At 71.2% G+C, this 20,556-nt stretch carries 18 protein-coding genes; 8 read left to right on the top strand and 10 right to left on the bottom strand.

Features of this window, described 5'->3' with window-relative positions; genetic code table 11:
* The first annotated feature begins 34 nt into the window (after positions 1 to 34).
* On the top strand, positions 35 to 694 hold the full coding sequence (locus DMA15_RS26035) for a DUF6193 family natural product biosynthesis protein (RefSeq protein WP_125515182.1): 660 nt from the start codon (positions 35 to 37) through the stop codon (positions 692 to 694).
* 131 nt (positions 695 to 825) lie between these two features.
* Positions 826 to 1,539 carry an XRE family transcriptional regulator gene (locus DMA15_RS26030; protein ID WP_240659932.1) on the top strand — a complete coding sequence of 238 codons (714 nt, stop codon included), beginning with the start codon at positions 826 to 828 and terminating at the stop codon, positions 1,537 to 1,539.
* 51 nt (positions 1,540 to 1,590) lie between these two features.
* On the opposite strand, the gene DMA15_RS26025 is transcribed toward DMA15_RS26030, so the two are convergent.
* Entirely contained in the window at positions 1,591 to 2,616 is a 1,026-nt protein-coding gene (locus DMA15_RS26025) for an ATP-dependent 6-phosphofructokinase (RefSeq protein ID WP_125515180.1), read from the bottom strand.
* Positions 2,617 to 2,935: 319 nt separating this feature from the next.
* On the opposite strand from DMA15_RS26025, the gene pta reads away from it, so the two are divergent.
* From pta to pyk, 3 genes are all read left to right on the top strand, one after another.
* Entirely contained in the window at positions 2,936 to 5,011 is a 2,076-nt protein-coding gene (gene pta / locus DMA15_RS26020; protein WP_125515179.1) for a phosphate acetyltransferase, read from the top strand.
* 49 nt (positions 5,012 to 5,060) lie between these two features.
* Positions 5,061 to 6,278: an acetate kinase gene (locus DMA15_RS26015; protein WP_125515178.1), complete on the top strand. Its 1,218-nt coding sequence runs from the start codon at positions 5,061 to 5,063 to the stop codon at positions 6,276 to 6,278.
* A gap of 73 nt (positions 6,279 to 6,351) precedes the next feature.
* Positions 6,352 to 7,785 (top strand): pyruvate kinase, encoded by a 1,434-nt coding sequence (gene pyk, locus DMA15_RS26010; RefSeq protein WP_125515177.1) that lies wholly within the window; start codon positions 6,352 to 6,354, stop codon positions 7,783 to 7,785.
* Positions 7,786 to 7,858: 73 nt separating this feature from the next.
* Here the strand turns inward: pyk and DMA15_RS26005 are convergent, their stop codons facing one another.
* From DMA15_RS26005 to DMA15_RS25990, 4 genes are all read right to left on the bottom strand, one after another.
* Complete coding sequence (locus DMA15_RS26005) at positions 7,859 to 9,139, bottom strand: hypothetical protein (protein ID WP_125515176.1); 1,281 nt, start codon at positions 9,137 to 9,139, stop codon at positions 7,859 to 7,861.
* Entirely contained in the window at positions 9,129 to 9,638 is a 510-nt protein-coding gene (locus DMA15_RS26000) for a DUF6114 domain-containing protein (protein WP_125515175.1), read from the bottom strand. Before DMA15_RS26000 ends, DMA15_RS26005 begins: the two co-directional genes overlap by 11 nt.
* A gap of 183 nt (positions 9,639 to 9,821) precedes the next feature.
* Complete coding sequence (locus DMA15_RS25995) at positions 9,822 to 10,439, bottom strand: DUF6230 family protein (protein ID WP_125515174.1); 618 nt, start codon at positions 10,437 to 10,439, stop codon at positions 9,822 to 9,824.
* A gap of 670 nt (positions 10,440 to 11,109) precedes the next feature.
* On the bottom strand, positions 11,110 to 12,093 hold the full coding sequence (locus DMA15_RS25990) for a tetratricopeptide repeat protein (protein ID WP_125515173.1): 984 nt from the start codon (positions 12,091 to 12,093) through the stop codon (positions 11,110 to 11,112).
* 339 nt (positions 12,094 to 12,432) lie between these two features.
* On the opposite strand from DMA15_RS25990, the gene DMA15_RS25985 reads away from it, so the two are divergent.
* Positions 12,433 to 13,074 (top strand): TetR/AcrR family transcriptional regulator, encoded by a 642-nt coding sequence (locus DMA15_RS25985; RefSeq protein ID WP_125515172.1) that lies wholly within the window; start codon positions 12,433 to 12,435, stop codon positions 13,072 to 13,074.
* A gap of 76 nt (positions 13,075 to 13,150) precedes the next feature.
* On the opposite strand, the gene DMA15_RS25980 is transcribed toward DMA15_RS25985, so the two are convergent.
* Together DMA15_RS25980 and DMA15_RS25975 are read right to left on the bottom strand one after the other, a co-directional pair.
* Positions 13,151 to 14,158 carry an SDR family NAD(P)-dependent oxidoreductase gene (locus DMA15_RS25980; RefSeq protein WP_125515171.1) on the bottom strand — a complete coding sequence of 336 codons (1,008 nt, stop codon included), beginning with the start codon at positions 14,156 to 14,158 and terminating at the stop codon, positions 13,151 to 13,153.
* Complete coding sequence (locus DMA15_RS25975) at positions 14,155 to 15,342, bottom strand: UDP-N-acetylglucosamine--N-acetylmuramyl-(pentapeptide) pyrophosphoryl-undecaprenol N-acetylglucosamine transferase (protein ID WP_125515170.1); 1,188 nt, start codon at positions 15,340 to 15,342, stop codon at positions 14,155 to 14,157. The genes DMA15_RS25980 and DMA15_RS25975 overlap by 4 nt, the downstream gene beginning before the upstream one ends.
* A gap of 64 nt (positions 15,343 to 15,406) precedes the next feature.
* On the opposite strand from DMA15_RS25975, the gene DMA15_RS25970 reads away from it, so the two are divergent.
* Both DMA15_RS25970 and DMA15_RS25965 read left to right on the top strand, forming a co-directional pair.
* Positions 15,407 to 16,159, top strand: coding sequence for a response regulator transcription factor (locus DMA15_RS25970; protein ID WP_125515169.1), 753 nt, complete (start codon positions 15,407 to 15,409; stop codon positions 16,157 to 16,159).
* Positions 16,156 to 17,580 (top strand): HAMP domain-containing sensor histidine kinase, encoded by a 1,425-nt coding sequence (locus DMA15_RS25965; protein WP_125515168.1) that lies wholly within the window; start codon positions 16,156 to 16,158, stop codon positions 17,578 to 17,580. The genes DMA15_RS25970 and DMA15_RS25965 overlap by 4 nt, the downstream gene beginning before the upstream one ends.
* A 156-nt stretch (positions 17,581 to 17,736) precedes the next feature.
* Here the strand turns inward: DMA15_RS25965 and DMA15_RS25955 are convergent, their stop codons facing one another.
* The 3 genes from DMA15_RS25955 to DMA15_RS25945 form a co-directional block, all read right to left on the bottom strand.
* Positions 17,737 to 19,437: a methylmalonyl-CoA mutase family protein gene (locus DMA15_RS25955; RefSeq protein WP_125515166.1), complete on the bottom strand. Its 1,701-nt coding sequence runs from the start codon at positions 19,435 to 19,437 to the stop codon at positions 17,737 to 17,739.
* A gap of 72 nt (positions 19,438 to 19,509) precedes the next feature.
* Positions 19,510 to 19,842, bottom strand: coding sequence for a DUF3817 domain-containing protein (locus DMA15_RS25950; RefSeq protein WP_125515165.1), 333 nt, complete (start codon positions 19,840 to 19,842; stop codon positions 19,510 to 19,512).
* A 66-nt stretch (positions 19,843 to 19,908) separates the two neighbouring features.
* Positions 19,909 to 20,418 (bottom strand): MarR family transcriptional regulator, encoded by a 510-nt coding sequence (locus DMA15_RS25945; RefSeq protein ID WP_030789443.1) that lies wholly within the window; start codon positions 20,416 to 20,418, stop codon positions 19,909 to 19,911.
* Positions 20,419 to 20,556 lie beyond the last annotated feature (138 nt).

Genomic DNA, 20,556 nt, shown 5'->3' with positions numbered 1-20,556 from the left:
CAGGGGATAACGACAGCCGATCTAGAATGGTGACATGAGAGAAGAACTCTACCCGGACCTGGCCGAACTCGGCGGCCTGCAGCAGGCCTTGGCACACGCGGCCGGTCGGCGGGGCGAGGACCTCGGCTTGATCGAAGGGGCGACCTCACCCTCCTTGGAGGACCCCAACAGCGCCAAGCTGCTGTCGGGGAGAGGGACCATCATGATCTACCTCGGGGCCGAGGAGCGACGCTTTTTCATCAGCACGGCGAACGTCCGGCACTCATGGATGGAAGGCGTCACCGACGACTTCGGCGACGTCGTGGACGTGGTGCTCGCCTGGCAAAGCGGTGCGACGCTGCAAGACCTGCATTCCCGTCACCCCTTCATGGAGTACAACGAACTCGCACAGGCGAATGAGGACGGGGATCCTGTCGCGACACAATGGGACGTCCTTCTGCGTGACGACGCGTTCGCCGACTACCTGCCGTTGACCCGCGAAATCCATGCCCAAGAGCGACTGCGCTCCCTGTTCCCCTTCTACAGCATGGGAATGCTCCGCCTCTCCCGGGACCACACGAGTCGGCAGGCGGGCGAGATCAGGGTCTCGCCTCTGCGCGGCGGCGGCTACCGCGTCGAGTCCACCACCTCCGGCGAGCAGATCCACGTGGCGGCGATGGACCAAATCGTCGACGCCGCGCTCTCGCTCCTGTAGCCCCGCCGGATCAAAGAGGCCCGGAAGGACGCCCGCTCCGAGGCGGGGCCGGGCCCGTACCTTCCCACCAATCCGCAACCTCGTAGAAACACACCGTAGTCACCACGCCCCCACCCCCATACCGTGTGCCCGTGCAATCGAGCCACCCGAGCCAACCCACACCCCCCTTCAACTTCCCCGCCGCCCGGCGCCTGCGTGAGGCGCTGGGGATGGCACATGGACATGTCGCGTACGGGATGCGGGCCAGTTTCGGGCTCACGTACATCACCGCCGACACCGTCGCCGCCTGGGAGCGCGGCCTCACCGCGCCCACCTCCGCCGAGCTGACCGCGCTGGCGGCGACGCTGTGGTGTTCGCCCGGGGAGCTGATGGGCGCCGCCCGGACCCTGCGGGAGCACCGGATCGCCCGGGGGCTCGCCCCCGAGGACATCGCCCGGCAGGCCGGTGTGGAGATCCAGGCGTATTTGCGGATGGAGGAGACCAACAGCTGGCGCGGCAACGAGCGGCAGTCCGCCGCCCTCTCCCGCGCCCTCGGCCTCTCCCTGCCCGACTTCGCGACCGTCACCGGGCGCTCCGAGCCGCTCGCCGAGCTGCTGCGCAGCGCCGTCACGACCCGCTGGCAGGGGTACGTGCGGCCCGTCGCCAAGCTGCTGGCCGTGGAGCGGCGGCACATCGAGGACGTACTGCGCCAGATGCACGACGACTACCAGTCACGGATGGCGCGCACGCTCAGCTGGGGCGGCGGCGCCGGCTCGGACGCGTCCGGCGAGGCCGGGCGGGACTATCTGGAGCGGATCCTCGACCATTTCTGGCCCCTCGTCCGCGGTGGGGGCCAAGCCTCCTAGGGGCAAACTTCCTGGGGCCAGGCCCCTCAGGAGCTAGAAGCCCCCCAGGGGCTAGAACACCGACTCCGCCTCGTCCATCCGGTCCTTCGGCACCGTCTTCAGCTCCGTGACCGCCTCCGCCAGCGGCACCATCCGGATGTCCGTGCCCCGCAGCGCCGTCATCTTCCCGTACTCCCCGCGGTGCACCGCCTCCACCGCGTGCCAGCCGAAGCGGGTCGCGAGGACGCGGTCGTACGCGGTGGGGGTGCCGCCGCGCTGGACGTGGCCGAGGATGACCGGCTTGGCCTCCTTGCCGAGGCGCGCCTCCAGCTCGTACGCCAGTGCGGTACCGATGCCCTGGAAGCGCTCGTGGCCGAACTGGTCGATCGCGCCCTTGCCGTAGTTCATCGTGCCGTCCAGCGGGTGCGCGCCCTCGGCCACGCAGATCACCGCGAACTTCTTGCCGCGCGCGAACCGCTCCTCGACCAGCGCGACCAGATCGGCCGGGTCGAACGGACGCTCGGGCAGGCAGATGCCGTGGGCGCCGCCGGCCATGCCGGACTCCAGGGCGATCCAGCCCGCGTGGCGGCCCATGACCTCGACGACCATCACGCGCTGGTGGGACTCCGCGGTCGTCTTCAGGCGGTCCATGGCCTCCGTGGCCACGCCCACCGCCGTGTCGAAGCCGAAGGTGCGGTCCGTGGAGGAGATGTCGTTGTCGATCGTCTTCGGGACGCCGACGACCGGCACGCCCGCGTCGGCCAGCATGCCCGCCGCGGTCAGGGTGCCCTCGCCGCCGATCGGGATGAGCGCGTCGAAGCCGCTCTTCTCGATCAGCTCCTTGGCGTTGTGGCAGGCCGCGCGGAAGCGGTCGCGCTCCAGGCGCGAGGAGCCGAGGATGGTGCCGCCGCGGGCCAGGATGCCGCTGACCGCGTTCAGGTCGAGGGGGCGGTAGCGCCCGTCGAGCAGGCCCGCGTAGCCGTCCTCGAAGCCGATGACCTCGTCGCCGTAATGCGTCACGGCACGGTGCACGACCGACCGGATCACTGCGTTGAGGCCGGGGCAGTCGCCGCCCGCGGTGAGAATTCCGATACGCATCGCGCTGTGTCTCCTGCTCGCTGTTGGTACTTGTGAGCCGGTCCGATTGTTCCACGGCCGGAAGGGGGTCGCCGCTCACGCATGTCCGACGGATGGCTGTGCGAGAGGCGGGAAGGGACCTTGGTACCAGGCCCGCCGGGCCTTACGTCCGGCGGGCGACCTAGCCAGCCGCAGAGGTATTGTCAAGAGGGCACAGCCGCGATATCGGGTCATTTGTCCGGCCCGGCAGAGCCGGTCGGCGGTACGGCCGGCAGGCGCCGGGCAGCGAAGAAGCGGCACGGCCGGCAGGCACCAGGCAGCGAAGAAGGGGAGAGCACGCGTGACGCGCAGCGTGTACGTGACCGGGATCGATCGCGGCGACGGCCGCCAGGTCGTCGAGCTGGGAGTCATGGAGCTACTGACCCGCCAGGTGGACCGGGTCGGCGTCTTCAGGCCGCTCGTCCACGACGGGCCCGACCGCCTCTTCGACCTGCTGCGGGCCCGCTACCGCCTCTCGCAGGACGCCGCGTCGGTGTACGGCATGGACTACCACGAGGCGTCCGCGCTCCAGGCCGAGCAGGGCACCGACGAGCTGGTCTCGCGGATCGTCGACCGCTTCCACCGGGTCGCCGGGGAGTACGAGGTGGTCCTCGTCCTCGGCACGGACTTCGCGGACACCCAGCTCCCCGACGAGCTGGCGCTCAACGCCCGGCTCGCCAACGAGTTCGGTGCCTCCGTGATCCCCGTGGTCGGCGGCAGGAAGCAGACCGCCGAGTCGGTGCGCGCCGAGACCCGCAACGCCTACCGGGCGTACGACTCCCTCGGCTGTGACGTCCTCGCCATGATCACCAACCGGGTGGCCCCGGCCGACCGCGACGAGATCCACGAGCGGCTGAGGGCGAGCCTGCCCGTGCCCTGCTACGTCCTGCCGGACGAGGCCGCGCTCTCCGCGCCGACCGTCGCCCAGATCACCCACGCCCTCGGCGGCCGGGTCCTGCTCGGCGACGACTCGGGGCTCGCCCGCGACGCCCTGGACTTCGTCTTCGGCGGCGCCATGCTGCCGAACTTCCTCAACGCCCTGACCCCGGGCTGCCTGGTCGTCACCCCCGGCGACCGCGCCGACCTCGTGGTGGGCTCGCTCGCCGCGCACAGCGCGGGCACGCCGCCCATCGCGGGCGTCCTGCTGACCCTGAACGAACAGCCGGGCCCGGAGATCCTCACCCTCGCCGACCGCCTCGCGCCCGGCACCCCGGTCGTCGCCGTCTCCGGCGGCTCCTTCCCCACGGCGGCCGAACTCTTCGCCCTGGAGGGGAAGCTGAACGCGGCCACGCCCCGCAAGGCGGAGACCGCCCTCGGCCTCTTCGAGCGGTACGTCGACACCGCGGGCCTGCTCGGCCGCGTCTCGGCGCCGAGCAGCGACCGCGTCACGCCGATGATGTTCGAGCACAAGCTCTTGGAGCGGGCCCGCGCCGACCGCCGCCGCGTCGTGCTGCCCGAGGGCACCGAGGAGCGCGTGCTGCGCGCCGCCGACGTCCTGCTGCGCCGGGGCGTGTGCGACCTGACGCTGCTCGGGCCCGTGGAGCAGATCCGCAAGAAGGCCGCCGACCTCGGCGTGGACCTCGCCGACACCGAACTGATCGACCCGCAGACCTCCGAGCTGCGGGATCGTTTCGCCGGGAAGTACGCGGAGCTGCGCGCCCACAAGGGCGTCACCGTCGAGCTGGCGTACGACGTGGTGGCGGACGTGAACTACTTCGGCACGCTGATGGTCCAGGAGGGCCTGGCCGACGGCATGGTGTCGGGTTCCGTGCACTCCACGGCCGCGACGATCCGGCCCGCCTTCGAGATCATCAAGACCAAGCCGGACGCCTCGATCGTCTCGTCCGTCTTCTTCATGTGCCTCGCCGACAAGGTCCTGGTCTACGGCGACTGCGCGGTGAACCCGGACCCGAACGCCGAGCAGCTCGCGGACATCGCCGTGCAGGCCGCGGCGACCGCCGCGCAGTTCGGTGTCGACCCGCGGATCGCGATGCTCTCGTACTCCACCGGCACGTCCGGTTCGGGCGCCGACGTCGACAAGGTGCGCGAGGCCACGGAGAAGGTGCGGGCGAGCCGGCCGGACCTGAGGATCGAGGGCCCGATCCAGTACGACGCCGCCGTGGAGCCCTCCGTCGCGGCCACCAAGCTGCCCGACTCGGAGGTCGCGGGCCAGGCCAGCGTGCTGATCTTCCCGGACCTCAACACCGGCAACAACACCTACAAGGCCGTGCAGCGCTCGGCCGGCGCGATCGCCGTCGGCCCGGTCCTCCAGGGCCTGCGCAAGCCGGTCAACGACCTGTCCCGGGGCGCGCTCGTCCAGGACATCGTCAACACCGTCGCCATCACGGCGATCCAGTCCCAGACGCCCGGCGAGTAACCCCCGCCGCCCGCCCAGCAACTCCCCCCACAGAAAGCGCCGCATTCAAGTGACCGCCACTCGCGTACTCGTCCTCAACTCCGGCTCCTCGTCGGTGAAGTACCAGCTGCTCGACATGCGCGACAGCTCACGCCTGGCCGTCGGCCTGGTCGAGCGGATCGGCGAGGAGACGTCGCGGCTGAAGCACACCCCGCTCACCGGCGGCGGCGCCGAGTCCCGTGAGCGCGAGGAGCCGATAGCGGACCACGAGGCGGCGCTGCGGGCCGTCGCCGACGAGCTGGCCGCCGACGGGCTCGGCCTCGACTCCCCCGAGCTGGCCGCGATCGGCCACCGTGTGGTGCACGGCGGCCTGAAGTTCACCGAGCCGACGGTGATCGACGACGCGGTCCTCAAGGAGATCGAGCGCCTCGTCCCGGTGGCCCCGCTGCACAACCCTGCCAACATCACCGGCATCCGCACCGCCCAGGCGCTCCGCCCCGACCTCCCCCAGGTCGCCGTCTTCGACACCGCGTTCCACACGACGATGCCGGAGTCCGCGGCGCGTTACGCGATCGACGTGGCGACGGCCGACGAGCACCGCGTGCGGCGCTACGGCTTCCACGGCACCTCGCACGCGTACGTCTCGCGCAAGACCGCGCGGCTGCTCGGCAAGGCACCCGAGGACGTGAACGTCATCGTGCTGCACCTGGGCAACGGAGCGTCGGCGAGCGCGGTGCGGGGCGGTCGCTGCGTCGACACGTCGATGGGGCTCACGCCGCTGGAGGGGCTCGTGATGGGTACCCGGTCCGGCGACATGGATCCGGCGGTGATCTTCCATCTCGCCCGGGTCGGCAAAATGTCCATCGACGAGATCGACATTCTGCTCAACAAGAAGAGCGGTCTGATCGGCCTCTGCGGCGACAACGACATGCGGGAGATCAGGCGCCGTATCGACGCCGGTGACGAAGAGGCGGCACTCGCTTTCGAGATCTACATCCACCGTCTGAAGAAGTACATCGGCGCCTATTACGCGGCACTCGGCCGGGTGGACGCCGTCGTGTTCACGGCCGGTGTCGGCGAGAACGCCGCTCCGGTGCGGGAGGCCGCGGTGGCGGGCCTGGAGGAGCTGGGGCTCGCGGTGGACGGCGCACTCAATTCCGTACGTTCCGACGAAGCCCGGCTCATTTCGCCGGAGTACGCGCGCGTGGCCGTCGCCGTGGTGCCCACCGACGAAGAACTGGAGATCGCCGATCAGACGTATGCATTGGTCGGTGACCGCAACGCCTGAGCGGCCTTCCGCCCATTTGTAGATTCCACCAGACGGAATATTCCGAAGCGAAACAAACCGATAGGATCGCCCCATGCGCCGTTCCAAAATCGTCTGCACGCTGGGCCCCGCCGTCGACTCCGAAGAGCAGCTCGTCTCGCTGATCGAGGCCGGCATGAACGTGGCCCGCTTCAACTTCAGCCACGGCACGCAAGCCGAGCACCAGGGCCGGTACGACCGTGTCCGCGCGGCCGCCGCGAAGACCGGCCGCGCCGTGGGTGTCCTCGCCGACCTCCAGGGCCCGAAGATCCGTCTGGAGACCTTCGCCGAGGGCCCCGTCGAGCTGGTGCGCGGTGACGAGTTCACCATCACCACCGAGGACGTGCCCGGCGACAAGTCGATCTGCGGCACCACCTACAAGGGTCTGCCGGGGGACGTCTCCAAGGGCGACCAGGTCCTCATCAACGACGGCAACGTCGAGCTGCGCGTCGTCGAGGTGGACGGCCCGCGCGTGAAGACGATCGTCGTCGAGGGCGGTGTCATCTCCGACCACAAGGGCATCAACCTGCCCGGCGCGGCCGTGAACGTGCCCGCGCTCTCCGAGAAGGACATCGAGGACCTCCGCTTCGCCCTGAAGATGGGCTGCGACATGGTCGCCCTCTCCTTCGTGCGCGACGCGGGCGACATCAAGGACGTCCACAAGGTGATGGACGAGGAGGGCCGCCGGGTCCCCGTCATCGCCAAGGTGGAGAAGCCGCAGGCCGTCGCCAACATGGAGGGCGTCGTCGCGGCGTTCGACGCCGTGATGGTGGCCCGTGGCGACCTCGCCGTCGAGTACCCGCTCGAGAAGGTCCCGATGGTGCAGAAGCGCCTCGTGGAGATGTGCCGCCGCAACGCCAAGCCGGTGATCGTCGCGACCCAGATGATGGAGTCGATGATCACCAACTCGCGCCCCACGCGCGCCGAGGCCTCCGACGTCGCCAACGCGATCCTGGACGGCGCGGACGCGGTCATGCTGTCCGCGGAGTCGAGCGTCGGCGCCTACCCGATCGAGACCGTCAAGACGATGTCGAAGATCGTCACGGCGGCCGAGGAGGAGCTGCTCTCCAAGGGCCTGCAGCCGCTCGTGCCCGGCAAGAAGCCGCGTACGCAAGGCGGTTCGGTGGCCCGTGCCGCGTGCGAGATCGCGGACTTCCTGGGCGGCGAGGCGCTGGTCGCCTTCACCAAGTCCGGTGACACGGCCCGCCGGCTCTCGCGCTACCGCGCGGCCCAGCCGATCCTGGCCTTCACCACCGACGAGTCGACCCGCAACCAGCTCACGCTGAGCTGGGGCGTGGACACCTACGTCGTGCCGCACGTCGACAACACCGACGCGATGGTCGAGCTTGTCGACGCCGAGCTGCGCAACCTCAACCGCTTCAACGACGGCGACACCGTCGTCATCACCGCGGGCTCGCCCCCCGGCGTCCCCGGCACCACCAACATGGTGCGGGTGCACCACCTGGGCGGTGGCGGCGACCGCGACTGACGGTCCGTCTCCTCCGTACGTACGCGCTGAGGGCGCCCCCTGTCGCAGGGGGCGCCCTCGGCGTTCGTGCGGGTCAGTCGGTGATCGACTGGTGCAGTCCGGGGATTGTGAGGTTGCCGCCGAACTGGCCCGCCTGCTGCACCTTCACGTCCGTGAAGTAGATCAGCGGGATGTTCAGCGGCGGCGGGTGCTCGGGGTCGAAGGTGATCGGGATGAGCCCGAACAGCTTGCCCGAGATCCGCTCGGTGTACATCGTCGTCTCGCCGCCCCGGATGGTCGACCGGGAGCCCTTGGCGGCCTCGACGTGGTACTTCTTGCCGCCCGGACCCTCGACGATCTGGTGCAGGTCGTCGATGTCCGTCTTCTGCACGACGTACTTCAGGGCCTGCTTGGTCCTGCCGTTCGGCATGGTGAGGTTCACGACGCCCTGATAGTCGGCGCCCGTGAGCTTCAGCGCGCTGGCTTCGAGGTGCCACGGCCGGTACGGGATCGGCGCGGGCGACTGCTCGCTCTCGCCGTCGACCTTCTTCTCCACGACGCACGGGAACGGCTTCTTGCCGTTCTCGTCCGGCGCGGCGGGGTCCTCGGCCTCGGCCTCGTCGCCGTTCTCGGCCTCGGTGGCCTTCTCCGCGCCGTCCTTGGCCTTGCCGACCCCGTCCTCGACCTTCTCGACCGTGTCCTTGACCGGGTCCGGCGCCGGGTCCTCGGCCGCGTCCTCAGGGGACTTGCTGTCCTTGGAGGCGGACGGCTCGGGGCTCTCGGGCTCCTTCTCGGGCTCCTTCTCGGACCCGGCGGGCTTGTCGGGCTCGTCCGGCGTGAAGGCGTCCTTGAGGGCGTCGCCGAGGCCCAGCGGGTCCCAGGGGTTCTTGGACTTGGTCGGTTCCGGCTCAGGCTCCGGCTCCGGCTCGGGGTCAGGGTCGAGGCCGGGGTCGGGCTTCGGGGCGTCCTTCTCCCCCGCGGGCTCCCCCGCGGACGGCGTGGGATCCGGCCCGGGCTTGGCGCTGCCCTTGCTCTCGGGGCGGGGCGACGCGGGCGCGGACGGCTCACCGGAGCCCTTCGCGTCCTTCGCGTCCTTGGCGTCCTTCTCGTCCGCCTCCGCGTCCTTGTCCGGCGCCGTGACACACGGCCCGTCCTGGAAGGGGTTCTCGGGCGCACCGGGCCTCGCCTGCGCGAGCGTCGGGGTCAGCCCCATGCCCATCAGGACCGCGGTCGGCATGGCCGCGAGGGCGATGGCCTTGCCCGCGGGCACCTGGAGCCGGGTCAGCAGCGGCTTTCTGGGCGCCGCGTGGCGCGGCCCGGTTCTCGCACGGGGCGCCTTCGCGGAGCCCTCGTGGTGCACCTCGTCAGCCGGCACGGTGCCTCCCGTTCGTCCCGTTCGTCGGGCTCGTTCCTGACAGATCGTCCCGCTCGCCGCTCACCCCACCCGGGGCCACCGTGGTCGCGGATCCACCGGCGGACCGTGCGGGCGCCCAGGAGACGCCGAGGGCGCCGCCGAGCAGGGCGAGCAGGTAACCGATGACGAAGCCGCCGAAGTTGGAGACCACCAGGGAGACCAGGGCGAGCAGGATCGCCGCCACGCCCGCGAAGACCCGGGAGAGCGGCTGGAACCACAGGGTCAGGCCGAGCACGATCAGCAGCACGCCGATGATCAGCGATCCGGCGCCGGCGGTGGTCGCCATCCGGATCGTCATCGTGCCGAGCGTGAGGTTCGCGTACGGGAAGTACATGATCGGAATGCCACCGAGCAACGTCAGCAGACCACCCCAGAACGGGCGCTGACCGCGCCACACCCGGAACGATCGGCGCATCCGGCCGAGCTTGTCGCCCAGTCCCACTTGCGCTTCGGCGCTCATGTCGTACAGCTCCTCGGGAATGGCGTTGGTTCTGTGTGTCGTGCGGATTCGGGCACGGGGACGGCTCCGTCATGTGCCGTCGCGCCCCCGCGCCCGGCCGTTCATGGCGACGAGTGCGTACCGAGTCGCGTACGACGTGAACGCGTACCGAATCGCGTACGGCCTACCGGGGCGTCAACCGCCCTAGTAGCACTCGTGCTTGCCCTTCTTGACCGACATCGCGAGGCCAGAGAGCTTGAAGGTGCCGGCGGAGGTCGCCCACGCGCGCTGGCGGACCTTGGTGAACTTCACCGACTCCGCCTGCTGCGCGAACGAGCCCGGGGCGTACTTGTCGTTCTTCGCCGGACCCGGTCCCTTGGTGGTGTCATCGACCGAGACACCGATGTCGATCTTGTTGAAGGTCGCGTTGGCCTTCAGGTCGTCGGCGTCGATGTACAGCTTCTTGGCGATGACCTTGGGACCACCGGCCCGGCCGGCCCTGAGGGTCATCGACACATCGCCGAAGGCCGGTACCGGCACGACCACGGACTGACAGAGATTGGTGATCTTCGCCGAGTCGAGGCCGACGACGGCGACCGGGTGCTTGCCCGACTTTCCGACGTCCACGGCCCCGTACTGGACAAATCCCGTGCCCTTGAGTTCGTCGGCAGTCACCTTGAACTGCTGACCTGACACACTGAACGATGCCGCGAGCGCGCCCTGGGACAGGCCCACGCCTATCGCGGCGGTCGCCGCGACGCTCGGCACCATGACCACGGCGAACCGCTTCCATCTGGTTCCGCCACGAGCCACGGACTCCATGACTTTCCTCCTTCTCGGACGTACATCTCCGGCCCTGACTGCTCCCGCTCGGGCGGCTCAGCCGGGCAGGGATGGGAGAAGTGCTACGTCCTCGGGAAGGAGAGCGCCCGTTGTCGGAGGCGCGAACCGCACCACACATCACCGGCGATCACCCCCGAGCGACAACCACTGGTCGCGCCTGACGCATCACGCACGACCGCACGGACAGGCCCTGCCGGGGACGGCAGAGACCCCCCTGTCCAGACCGGCGACGGCGTCGCCGGTCCGCTCGGTGGGGAACCAAGGAACCCGCTCCCCCGACTGGCTGTCGGATCGCGGGTCATCGGACCGAGCGTCGCCGATCGTGGTGCATTCTCGGCGCCCGCACAAGGGGGTTCATTACTGACTAGTAACGGCCGGATAACCGAACCGCGACCGCCCGATATCGGTCAGCCACGGACGGTGCCTCAACGGCCGGGATCAGAACGGGACATGAAGGGGTGAAATCACCCAGACACCTGCCCGTAACTTACTCCAAGTAACAGTGGCCGCGTTTGCCAATTTTTGGCAAACGCGGCCACTGTCGTGTCATGGGAGCAGGGTTTTCACTTGGGCATCACAAGCCCCGGCGTCGAGGAACTGGTCGGCCGGGAGGGGCGGTCGGCGGACCGGCCGGAAGCCGGCGCACGGGTCAGAAAAGCACCCGGGCGAGCGACGTGCGCGCCGCCATCACGCGCGGGTCGTCCGCGCCCACCACCTCGAAGAGTTCGAGCAGCCGCACCCGCGCGGCGTCGCGGTCGTCGCCCGCCGTGCGCCGCACGGTGTCGATGAGCCGCCCGAAGGCGTCCTCGACATGCCCGCCCACCAGGTCCAGGTCGGCCGCCGCGATCTGGGCCGCGACATCCGCCGGCTTCTCGGCGGCGTCCTTGCGGACCTGCTGCGGGTCGAGGCCCTGCACGCGCTGGAGCAGTTCGGCCTGGGCGAGGCCGAGCTTGGCCTCGGTGTTGGCGGGGTCGTCGCTGAGTACGTTCTTGTACGCCTGGACGGCACCGCCGAGATCGCCCGCGTCCAGCGCCTGGACGGCCGCTTCGAGCAGGGCGTCGTAAGGACCGGCGGGCACCTCGGGCGCCGCGGCGGCCCGCTGCCCCTCGGCTCCGGCGTCGACCGCGAGGCCGGTCAGACCGAAGCGCTCCTCGCCGACCTGGATCAGCTGGTCCAGGGTCTGGCGGATCTGCGCCTCGGGGGCCGCACCCTGGAAGAGGGGCAGGGCCTGCCCGGCCACCACCGCGAAGACCGCCGGGATCCCCTGGACCCCGAACTGCTGCATCAGCATCTGGTTCGCGTCGACGTCGATCTTGGCAAGGAGGAAACGGCCGTTGTACTCCTGCGCGAGCCGCTCCAGAAGGGGGCCAAGCTGCTTGCACGGCTCGCACCACTCGGCCCAGAAGTCGATGACGACCGGTACCTCGGTGGAGCGCTGGAGGACCTCGTGCTCGAAGCCCGCCTCGTCGACGTCGATGACCAGGCTCGACGGGGAGATGGCGGCGCCCGCCGCGCCCCCGCCCTGCCGGGCCGCTTCGGCGCGCGCCTGCTCCGCCTTCGCCTTGGCCTCCTGGGCCGCCTTCACGGCGGCGAGGTCGACGACTCCGCTCATGGACATGTTCCGTGGCTGCATGAGTACATCCTCCCCCAAGCCGTGCGGGAACCGCGCCCGTCCGTGACCCCCCGCCGGATTGCGGGGCCACAGGGGGGCACGGTCCAAGGTCCCGAGGAGGACCGTCGGTTGGCGCGGGGTCCCCACCCCGTGCCGGTCGTGCTGCGTGGTTGTCGCTCTTGGTTGTCGCTCTGGTGCCGCTCTCGTCGCGACGCCCGCGGCTCTGACCACGGGCTTTCGCTACGGGCCGTAGCGTAACTGCCGGGTACGGGGCTTGGGTAGCCGTCGTCGGTGATCTCCCTCACTGAGGTGTGCGCGGGGGTCTCCGGCCCCTCCGTACCGAGCGGTATGGTCGCGCCCATGCAGAGCCGCACGCCCCCCACCCCGCCAGCTCCCCGCACCGGCGGACGCCCGCGCAGCGCGACCGCCGACGCCGCGATCCTGGAGGCGACCCGGCAGGGCCTCGTCGAACTGGGCTGGTCCAAGCTGACGCTCGGCGCCGTCGCCACGCGGGCGGGGGTCGCCAAGACCACCCTCTACCGGCGCTGGGCGGGCAAGAGCGAGCTGGTCGTGGACGCGGTGGCGGAACTCTTCGACGAGCTGGAACTCCCGGACCGGGGCAGTCTGGCCGCCGACATCGAGAACGTGGTCCTGCAGTTCGCGGTGCTGCTCGGGCGGCCGGAGACGAAGACGGCGCTCATGGCGGTGGTCGCCGAGTCGACGACGGACGAGCCGCTGCGGGCCCGCATCCGGGAGTCCATCGTCGACCGCCAGAAACGGCTGGTCCTCGCGGGGCGGGAGCGGGCGCAGCGGCGGGGCGAGCTTCCGGTCGAGCCGGACGCGGTCGGTGCCGCCCGTACGGCGGACCTCATCTTCGACGTGATCGCCGGGGCGGTGGTCCACCGCGCGCTGGTCAGCGCGGAACCGGTCGACGAGGAGTGGGCCCGGCGCTTCACCCTGCTGCTCCTGGGCGGCCTGGCAGCGGCAGCCGCACAGACGTGAGCCCCCGGCGCAGGGGGCGCCCCGCAAGGGGCGCGGGGAACTGCGCGCCCAGCCCCCACAACCCCGCACCCGAAACTCAGACCTGATACCGCTCAGGCGCAAACAGGCCCAAATTCTCGGCGACCCAAGCAGAGGTGTGCCGCAACCCCTCCCCGAGGGAGACCTGAGGCTCCCACCCCGCCCACTCCCGAGCCCGGGAGTTGTCCGAGAGGAGCCGCTCGACCTCGCTCCCGGCGGGGCGCAGCCGCGCGGGGTCGACGACCACGGACGCCTCCCGCCCCGACGCCACGATCAGCGCCTTCGCGAGGTCACCGATGGAGATCTCCCGGCCCACCCCCAGATTGACCGCGTGCCCGAGCGCCCGGTCGCACACCGCGAGCGCCATGAAGCCCCGTGCCGTGTCGGTCACGTACGTGAAGTCCCGCGTGGGCGTCAGCGAGCCCAGCTTGATCTCCCGCGCCCCCGAGTGGAGTTGGGCGAGGATCGCGGGGATCACGGCACGGGCCGACTGGCGCGGGCCGTACGTGTTGAAGGGGCGCACCACCGTCACCGGCAGCTCGAAGGCGTGCCAGTGCGACAGCGCCATCATGTCGGCGCCGATCTTCGACGCGGAGTACGGCGACTGCGGCTGGAGCGGGTGGGACTCCGCGATCGGCGCGGTCAGCGCGGTCCCGTAGACCTCACTCGTGGACGTATGGACGAGCCGCCGCACGGAGTGCCGCCGGCACGCCTCCGCGACGTTCTCGGTGCCGACGACGTTCGTCTGGACGTAGGCGCCCGGGGAGTCGTACGAGTACGGGATGCCGATCAGCGCGGCCAGATGGAAGACCGTGTCGCACCCGGCGACCGCGTCCATCACCCGCCCCGCGTCCCGCACGTCGCCCGCGATCATCTCGACCCGCGGATCGCCGAGGAGGTGCGCGAGGTGCCCCTTCTCCGCGTACGGCTTGTAGTGCGCGAAGGCGCGGACCTTCGCGCCCTCCGCGAGCAGCAGGTCGACGAGGGTCGAGCCGATGAAACCCTCGGCCCCGGTGACCAGGACCGTGCGGTCGCGCCAGGAGAAGGAAGAGGGGGACGTGTTCACGCGTACTCCAGGTGAGGTGTGAGGTGGGCGAGGCGGAGGACCCGCTCGGCCAGCAGGTCGGCGGCGCGGGCATGCGGCCCGGGATCGGCCGCGCCACTCATCGCGGCGAGCCGCGCCGGGTCGGCGAGCAGCGGCCCGACCAGCGCCGCGAGCCGGTCGGCGGTGGTCTCGGCGTCGGGCAGCAGCAGTCCCGCGCCCGCGTCGGTCAGGACCCGGGCGTTGTGGGTCTGGTGGTCGCCGGGCGCGTGCGGGTAGGGCACGAGGACGGCGGGGACGCCGGTGGCGGCCAGTTCGGCGACGGTCGCGGAGCCCGCACGGCAGACGACGAGGTCGGCGGCGGCGTAGGAGAGGTCCATGCGGTCGAGGTAGGGGACGGCGCGGGCGATCGCGTCGCCGCCCGTCGAGGCGAGCCGCGCCCGTGTCTCCGCGAGAGCCGCCGGGCCCGTCTTGATCAGGAGGTGTACGTCACCACGTCCTCGCCCCCGCCACCGCTCCGCGAGACCGACCGCGGCCTCGGTGAGCCGCGCCGCCCCGAGGCTGCCGCCGTTGAAGAGGACGAGCCGGGCCCCGGCCGGTACGCCGAGCGCGCGCCGCGCCTCGTCGCGCAGCGCGGCCCGGTCGAGCGCGGCCAGCGGCGCGGCGATCGGCATGCCGGTGGTGTAGGCGCGCTCGCCGCCCGGCAGGTGGGCCCGGCTGCGGTCGAAGGCGACCGCGATGTTCGGGGTGAGCCGGGCCGCGAACCGGTTGGCGCGCCCCGGCACGGCGTTGGACTCGTGGATGAGGCTCGGCAGGCCCGCCAGGCGGGCGCCGACGATGACGGGGGCGCTGGGGTAGCCGCCCATCCCTACGGCGACCCGCGCGCCCTGCGCGCGCAGGATGGCCCGGCACTGGGCGCCGGACCTCATCAGCGCGGCGGGCAGCAGATAGCGGCGGGCGCCGAGCGAGGGGTCGAAGGGGATCATGTCGACGGTGTGCAGGCGGTACCCGGCGTCCGGTATCAGCCGCTTCTCCAGGCCCCGCTCGGTGCCGACGAAGGAGATCACCGCGCCCGGCACGGCCCGGCGCAGCGCGTCGGCGAGGGCGAGACCGGGGTAAATGTGCCCGCCGGTGCCGCCCGCGCCGATCACGACGGAGAGGCGGGGGTCCGCCGGGGCCGGGGCGCGGCCGGAGTGAGAGGTTCGCATGGCAGTGGAGCATCACGCGAGGGTCTAAGAGGGTTTTAAGAGCCGCGTTTGGCACCTTTGGTCCATGAGCTTCACTAGCTTCACGAGCCCGGCCGGCAGAGGCGGGCCGCCGGGCGCGGCCGACCCGGTGCCGCACAAGATCCTCGTCGTCGACGACGACCCCGAGGTCCGCGCCGCCGTCGAGGACGCCCTGACGGTCGAGGGCCATCTGGTGCGCGGCGCGGCCGACGGCCACCGGGCGCTCACCGCGGTGGCCCGCTGGGAGCCGGATCTGGTCGTCCTCGACGTGCTGATGCCGGTCATGGACGGCCTCGCGGTCTGCCGCCAGTTGCGCGCCGCCGGCGACCGCACCCCCGTACTGGTGCTGACCGCCCTGGACTCGGTGAGCGAGCGCGTGGACGGCCTGGACGCGGGCGCCGACGACTACCTCGTCAAGCCGTTCGCCCTGGACGAACTGGTGGCGCGCGTGCGGGCGCTGCTGCGGCGCGTGACACCGGAGCGGCCCGCGGGCGACGGCGACGACCTCTCGTACGGCGATCTGGTCCTGGATCCCGCCACCCGCACCGGCCGCCGGGGCGAGCGGCGCGTGGAGTTCAGCCGCACGGAGGCCGTCCTGCTCGAACTCCTGCTGCGCAACGCCGGACAGGTCCTGCCGCGCGAGCTGATCCAGCGGGCGGTGTGGGGCCGCGACTTCGGGCCGGACTCCAACTCCCTTGCCGTGTACGTCGGTTACCTGCGCCGCAAGCTGGAGTCGGGCGGCGAGCCGCGCCTCGTCCACACCGTGCACGGCGTCGGCTACCGGCTGGGCTCCCCGTGAGCGCCCGGCGCGGGCTCGGCACGCGCTGGCGGCGGCGCAGGCCGCTGCGCACCCGCCTCGCGGTGATGGCCGCGGCGGCCGTGGCGCTGGTGGCGCTCGGGGTGTGCGCCGCCGCGTTCTTCGTGATCCGCTACAAGCTGTACCAGCAACTGGACCAGAACCTCGCCCAGTCGGCGACGCTCATCGCCCAGCAGCACCGCGACGAGGGGCCCGGCGTGGTCACGGGCGAGTGTCGGTTCCTCGGCGCGCCCGCCTGCTCGCAGATCGTCCCCGCGGACTCCGCCGAGGACCCGGCGCGCCCGTATCTGCTGCCGGTGGCAGGCGCGACGCGTGCGGTCGCCTCGGGCCAACAGGCCCCGTACTACACGAGCTTCACCCTCCCCGGCGGCAAACCGGGCCGCATGTACACCACCACCTTCGGCGACGGCGATGCCGTACAAGTCGCCCTGCGCGCCGACATCGCCGAGCGTGGCGTGCGCCAGGCCGCGGCGCTGCTCCTCGCGGTGGGCGGCGCGGGCGTGCTGCTCTCCGCGGTCGGCGGCTACTGGGTCTCGCGCACCGGCCTCGCCCCGATCACCCGGCTCACGGCGACGGCCGAGCGGATCGCGGCCACCCGGGACGCCCGGCACCGCATCGAGCTGCCACCGGACCCGCCGGGCCGCGAAGGCCGCGCACGCGGAAGGGGCCGCCACGGCCGCCAAGATGAGGTCACGCGCCTGGCCGCCACGTTCAACACGATGCTCGCCGAGCTGGAGGAGTCCGTCGCGGCCCGCCGCCGCCTGGTCGCCGACGCCTCCCACGAACTGCGCACCCCGCTGACGGCGCTGCGCACCAACGCCGAACTCCTCGCCAAGGCCGACCGCCTGACGCAGGCTCAGCGCGAACGGGCGTCCGGCGCCCTCGGCCGACAGCTGCGCGAGGTCACCGGTCTGGTCAACGACCTGATCGAGCTTGCCAGGGAGGAGGAGCCGCAGCCGCTCCTGGAGGAGGTGCGGCTCGCCGACCTCGCCGCCCACGCGGTGGACGCCGCCCGCGGCCACTGGCCCGCGGTGCCCTTCACCCTCCAGATCGCACCGGACGCGGCGGACCTCAGCATCCCCGGCGTACCCGCGCGCCTGTCACGCCTGCTCACCAACCTCCTCGACAACGCGGCCAAGTTCAGCCCGCCGGGCGCCCCCGTCGAGCTGGCCCTCTCCACCACGGAGCTGACCGTGCGCGACCACGGGCCGGGCATCGCCGACGAGGACCTGCCGCACGTCTTCGACCGCTTCTACCGCGCCGAGAAGGCCCGCGCCCTGCCGGGCTCGGGCCTCGGCCTCGCGATGGCCCGCCAGATCGCCCACGCGCACGGGGCGGAACTGACGGCGGAACGGGCACGGGGTGGCGGTGCGCTTTTCCGTCTCACGCTGCCCGCACGCTAGAGGGCGGATCGTGTGGTTTCCCCGGCCCGGTGGGGGCTGGTCGCGCAGTTCCCCGCGCCCCTTCGGGGCACGATCCGCGCCCCGTAAGGGGCGCGGGGAACTGCGCGAGCGGCCACGGCGAACCCGCGGATCCGCACCCCCCGACAGCCCCCCTTACTAAAACCCCGGCGGCTCCACGTAAACCCCCCACTCATCGCGAAGCACCCCGCAGATCTCCCCGAGGGTCGCCTCGGCGCGGACCGCCTCCAGCATGGGGGCGATCATGTTGGACCCGTCCCGCGCGGCAGCCAGCATCGCGTCCAACGCGCCCCGCACCCGCGCGTCGTCACGCCGTCCCTTGCGCGCCGCCAGCTCGCGGACCTGCTCCCGCTCCACCTCGTGGCTGACCCGCAGGATCTCCAGATCCCCGGTGACGGAACCCTCGTGGCAGTTGACGCCCACGACCCGCTTGTCGCCCTTCTCCAGGGACCGCTGGTACTGGAAGGCGGACTCGGCGATCTCGCCGGTGAACCAGCCGTCCTCGATCCCCCGCAGGATGCCCGAGGTGATCGGGCCGATGGGGTGCTGCCCGTCGGGGCGGGCCCGGCGCCCCCGCTCCTTGATCTGCTCGAAGATCTTCTCGGCCTCGGCCTCGATGCGGTCGGTGAGCTGCTCGATGTACCAGGAGCCGCCCAGCGGGTCCGCCACGTTGGCGACGCCGGTCTCCTCCATGAGGACCTGCTGCGTGCGCAGCGCGATCTCGGCGGCCTGCTCGCTGGGGAGCGCGAGGGTCTCGTCGAGGGCGTTGGTGTGCAGCGAGTTCGTACCGCCGAGCACCGCGGCGAGGGCCTCGACGGCCGTACGTACGACGTTGTTGTACGGCTGCTGGGCGGTGAGGGAGACCCCCGCGGTCTGCGTGTGGAAGCGCAGCCACTGCGCCTTCTCGGTCCGCGCGCCGTACTCCTCGCGCAGCCAGCGGGCCCAGATGCGGCGGGCCGCGCGGAACTTGGCGATCTCCTCGAAGAAGTCGACGTGCGCGTCGAAGAAGAAGGAGAGCCCGGGCGCGAAGACGTCGACGTCGAGGCCGCGGCTGAGCCCCAGCTCCACGTACCCGAAGCCGTCCGCGAGGGTGTACGCCAGCTCCTGCGCGGCCGTCGCCCCGGCCTCGCGGATGTGGTAGCCGGAGACGGAGAGCGGCTTGTACGCGGGGATGTCGCGCGCGCAGTGCTCCATCAGGTCGCCGATGAGGCGCAGATGCGGCTCGGGCTGGAAGAGCCACTCCTTCTGCGCGATGTACTCCTTGAAGATGTCGGTCTGGAGCGTGCCGTTGAGGACGTTCGGGTCGACGCCCTGGCGCTCGGCCGCGACCAGGTACATGCAGAAGACGGGCACGGCGGGCCCGCTGATCGTCATGGAGGTCGTCACGTCGCCGAGCGGGATGTCCTTGAAGAGGACCTCCATGTCGGCGGCGGAGTCGATGGCGACGCCGCAGTGCCCGACCTCGCCGAGCGAGCGGGGGTCGTCGGAGTCGCGGCCCATGAGGGTCGGCATGTCGAAGGCGACGGAGAGGCCGCCGCCGCCGTTGGCCAGGATCATCTTGTAGCGCTCGTTCGTCTGCTCGGCGTTGCCGAAGCCCGCGAACTGGCGGATCGTCCAGGTCCTGCCGCGGTAGCCGGTGGCGTAGAGCCCGCGCGTGAAGGGGTACTCCCCCGGCCAGCCGATCCGCTCGAATCCCTCGTACGTGTCACCGGGGCGCGGCCCGTAGACCGGCTCGACCGGGTCGCCGGAGAGCGTGGTGAAGTCCGCGTCGCGCTTGCGGGCCTTGTCGTAACGGGCCTGCCAGCGTCGGCGGCCTTCCTCGATCGCGTCAGCGTCCATACCCTCGAATTTACTAGGACGTCCTAGTAAAAGTCGATGGTTCACCGCCACGGGTTGCCCGTGGCGGCGGGGTTACGCCTTGGCGGTGACCGGCGAACCGTCGGTGATCAGCGGCTCGACCTCGCGGGCGACCTTGCGCTCGACGAAGAAGGCGGCGGTCGGGATCGTGCCGGAGACGAGCACCCACAGGAGCTTGCCGAACGGCCACTTCGCCTTGGAGCCCAGGTCGAAGGCGAAGATCAGGTAGATGATGTACAGCACGCCGTGCACCTGCGACACGACGAGCGTCAGACCCTCGCCCTTGTCGAACCCGTACTTGAACACCATGCAGGCGCAGAGCACGAGCAACATGACGGCGGTGACGTAGGCCATCACCCGGTAGCGGGTCAGCACGCTTCGCTTCATGACTACGAGCGTAACGGCCCGTCTCGCGCGATCTTCGCCGCCCCCGCCCGAGCGGAACGCGGGCCTCTACTTCTCCTCGAAGTCCTGCGCGGCGATCCGCAGGGGCCGCAGCATCGCGAAGATCTCCCCGCACTCCTCCGCGTCGTAGACCCCGAGCCCGAAGTCCATCGCCATCAGCTCGCGCGTGGCCGCCTCGACGACCTCGCGGCCCTTCTCGGTGATGGAGGCGAGGGTGCCCCGGCCGTCGTTGGGGTTCGGGCGCTTGTCGACGAGGCCGGACCTCACGAGCCGGTCGACCGTGTTGGTCACGGACGTGGGATGCACCATCAACCGCTCGCCGATCTTGGACATCGGCAACTCGCCGGCCTGCGAGAAGGTGAGCAGCACCAGTGCCTCGTAGCGTGCGAAGGTCAGTCCGTACGGCTTGACGACCGCGTCGACCTCGGCGAGCAGGATCTGGTGCGCGCGCATGATCGAGGTGATCGCGCCCATCGCCGGGACCGATCCCCAGCGCTGCTTCCAGAGCTCGTCGGCGCGGGCGATGGGATCGAAGGGAAGGCTGAGCGGCTTCGGCACGCCAAAGACCTTACCCGTCGGTCATATGGTGGTCAGCCCCGTCTCGCAATTCGGGCGTACGTTCCCCGAACACCCCCGGTCGGCCCGCCGCGCCCAGCGCCCCGGTGTTGCACAGGAGGATGATTCGCCCCATATGCA

The sequence above is a fragment of the Streptomyces sp. WAC 01529 genome, from assembly GCF_003945545.1.
GTDB classification, from domain to species: Bacteria; Actinomycetota; Actinomycetes; order Streptomycetales; family Streptomycetaceae; genus Streptomyces; species Streptomyces anatolicus.
Note: the sequence above shows the minus strand (reverse complement) of the source record. Positions and strands in the feature narration are given on the sequence as shown.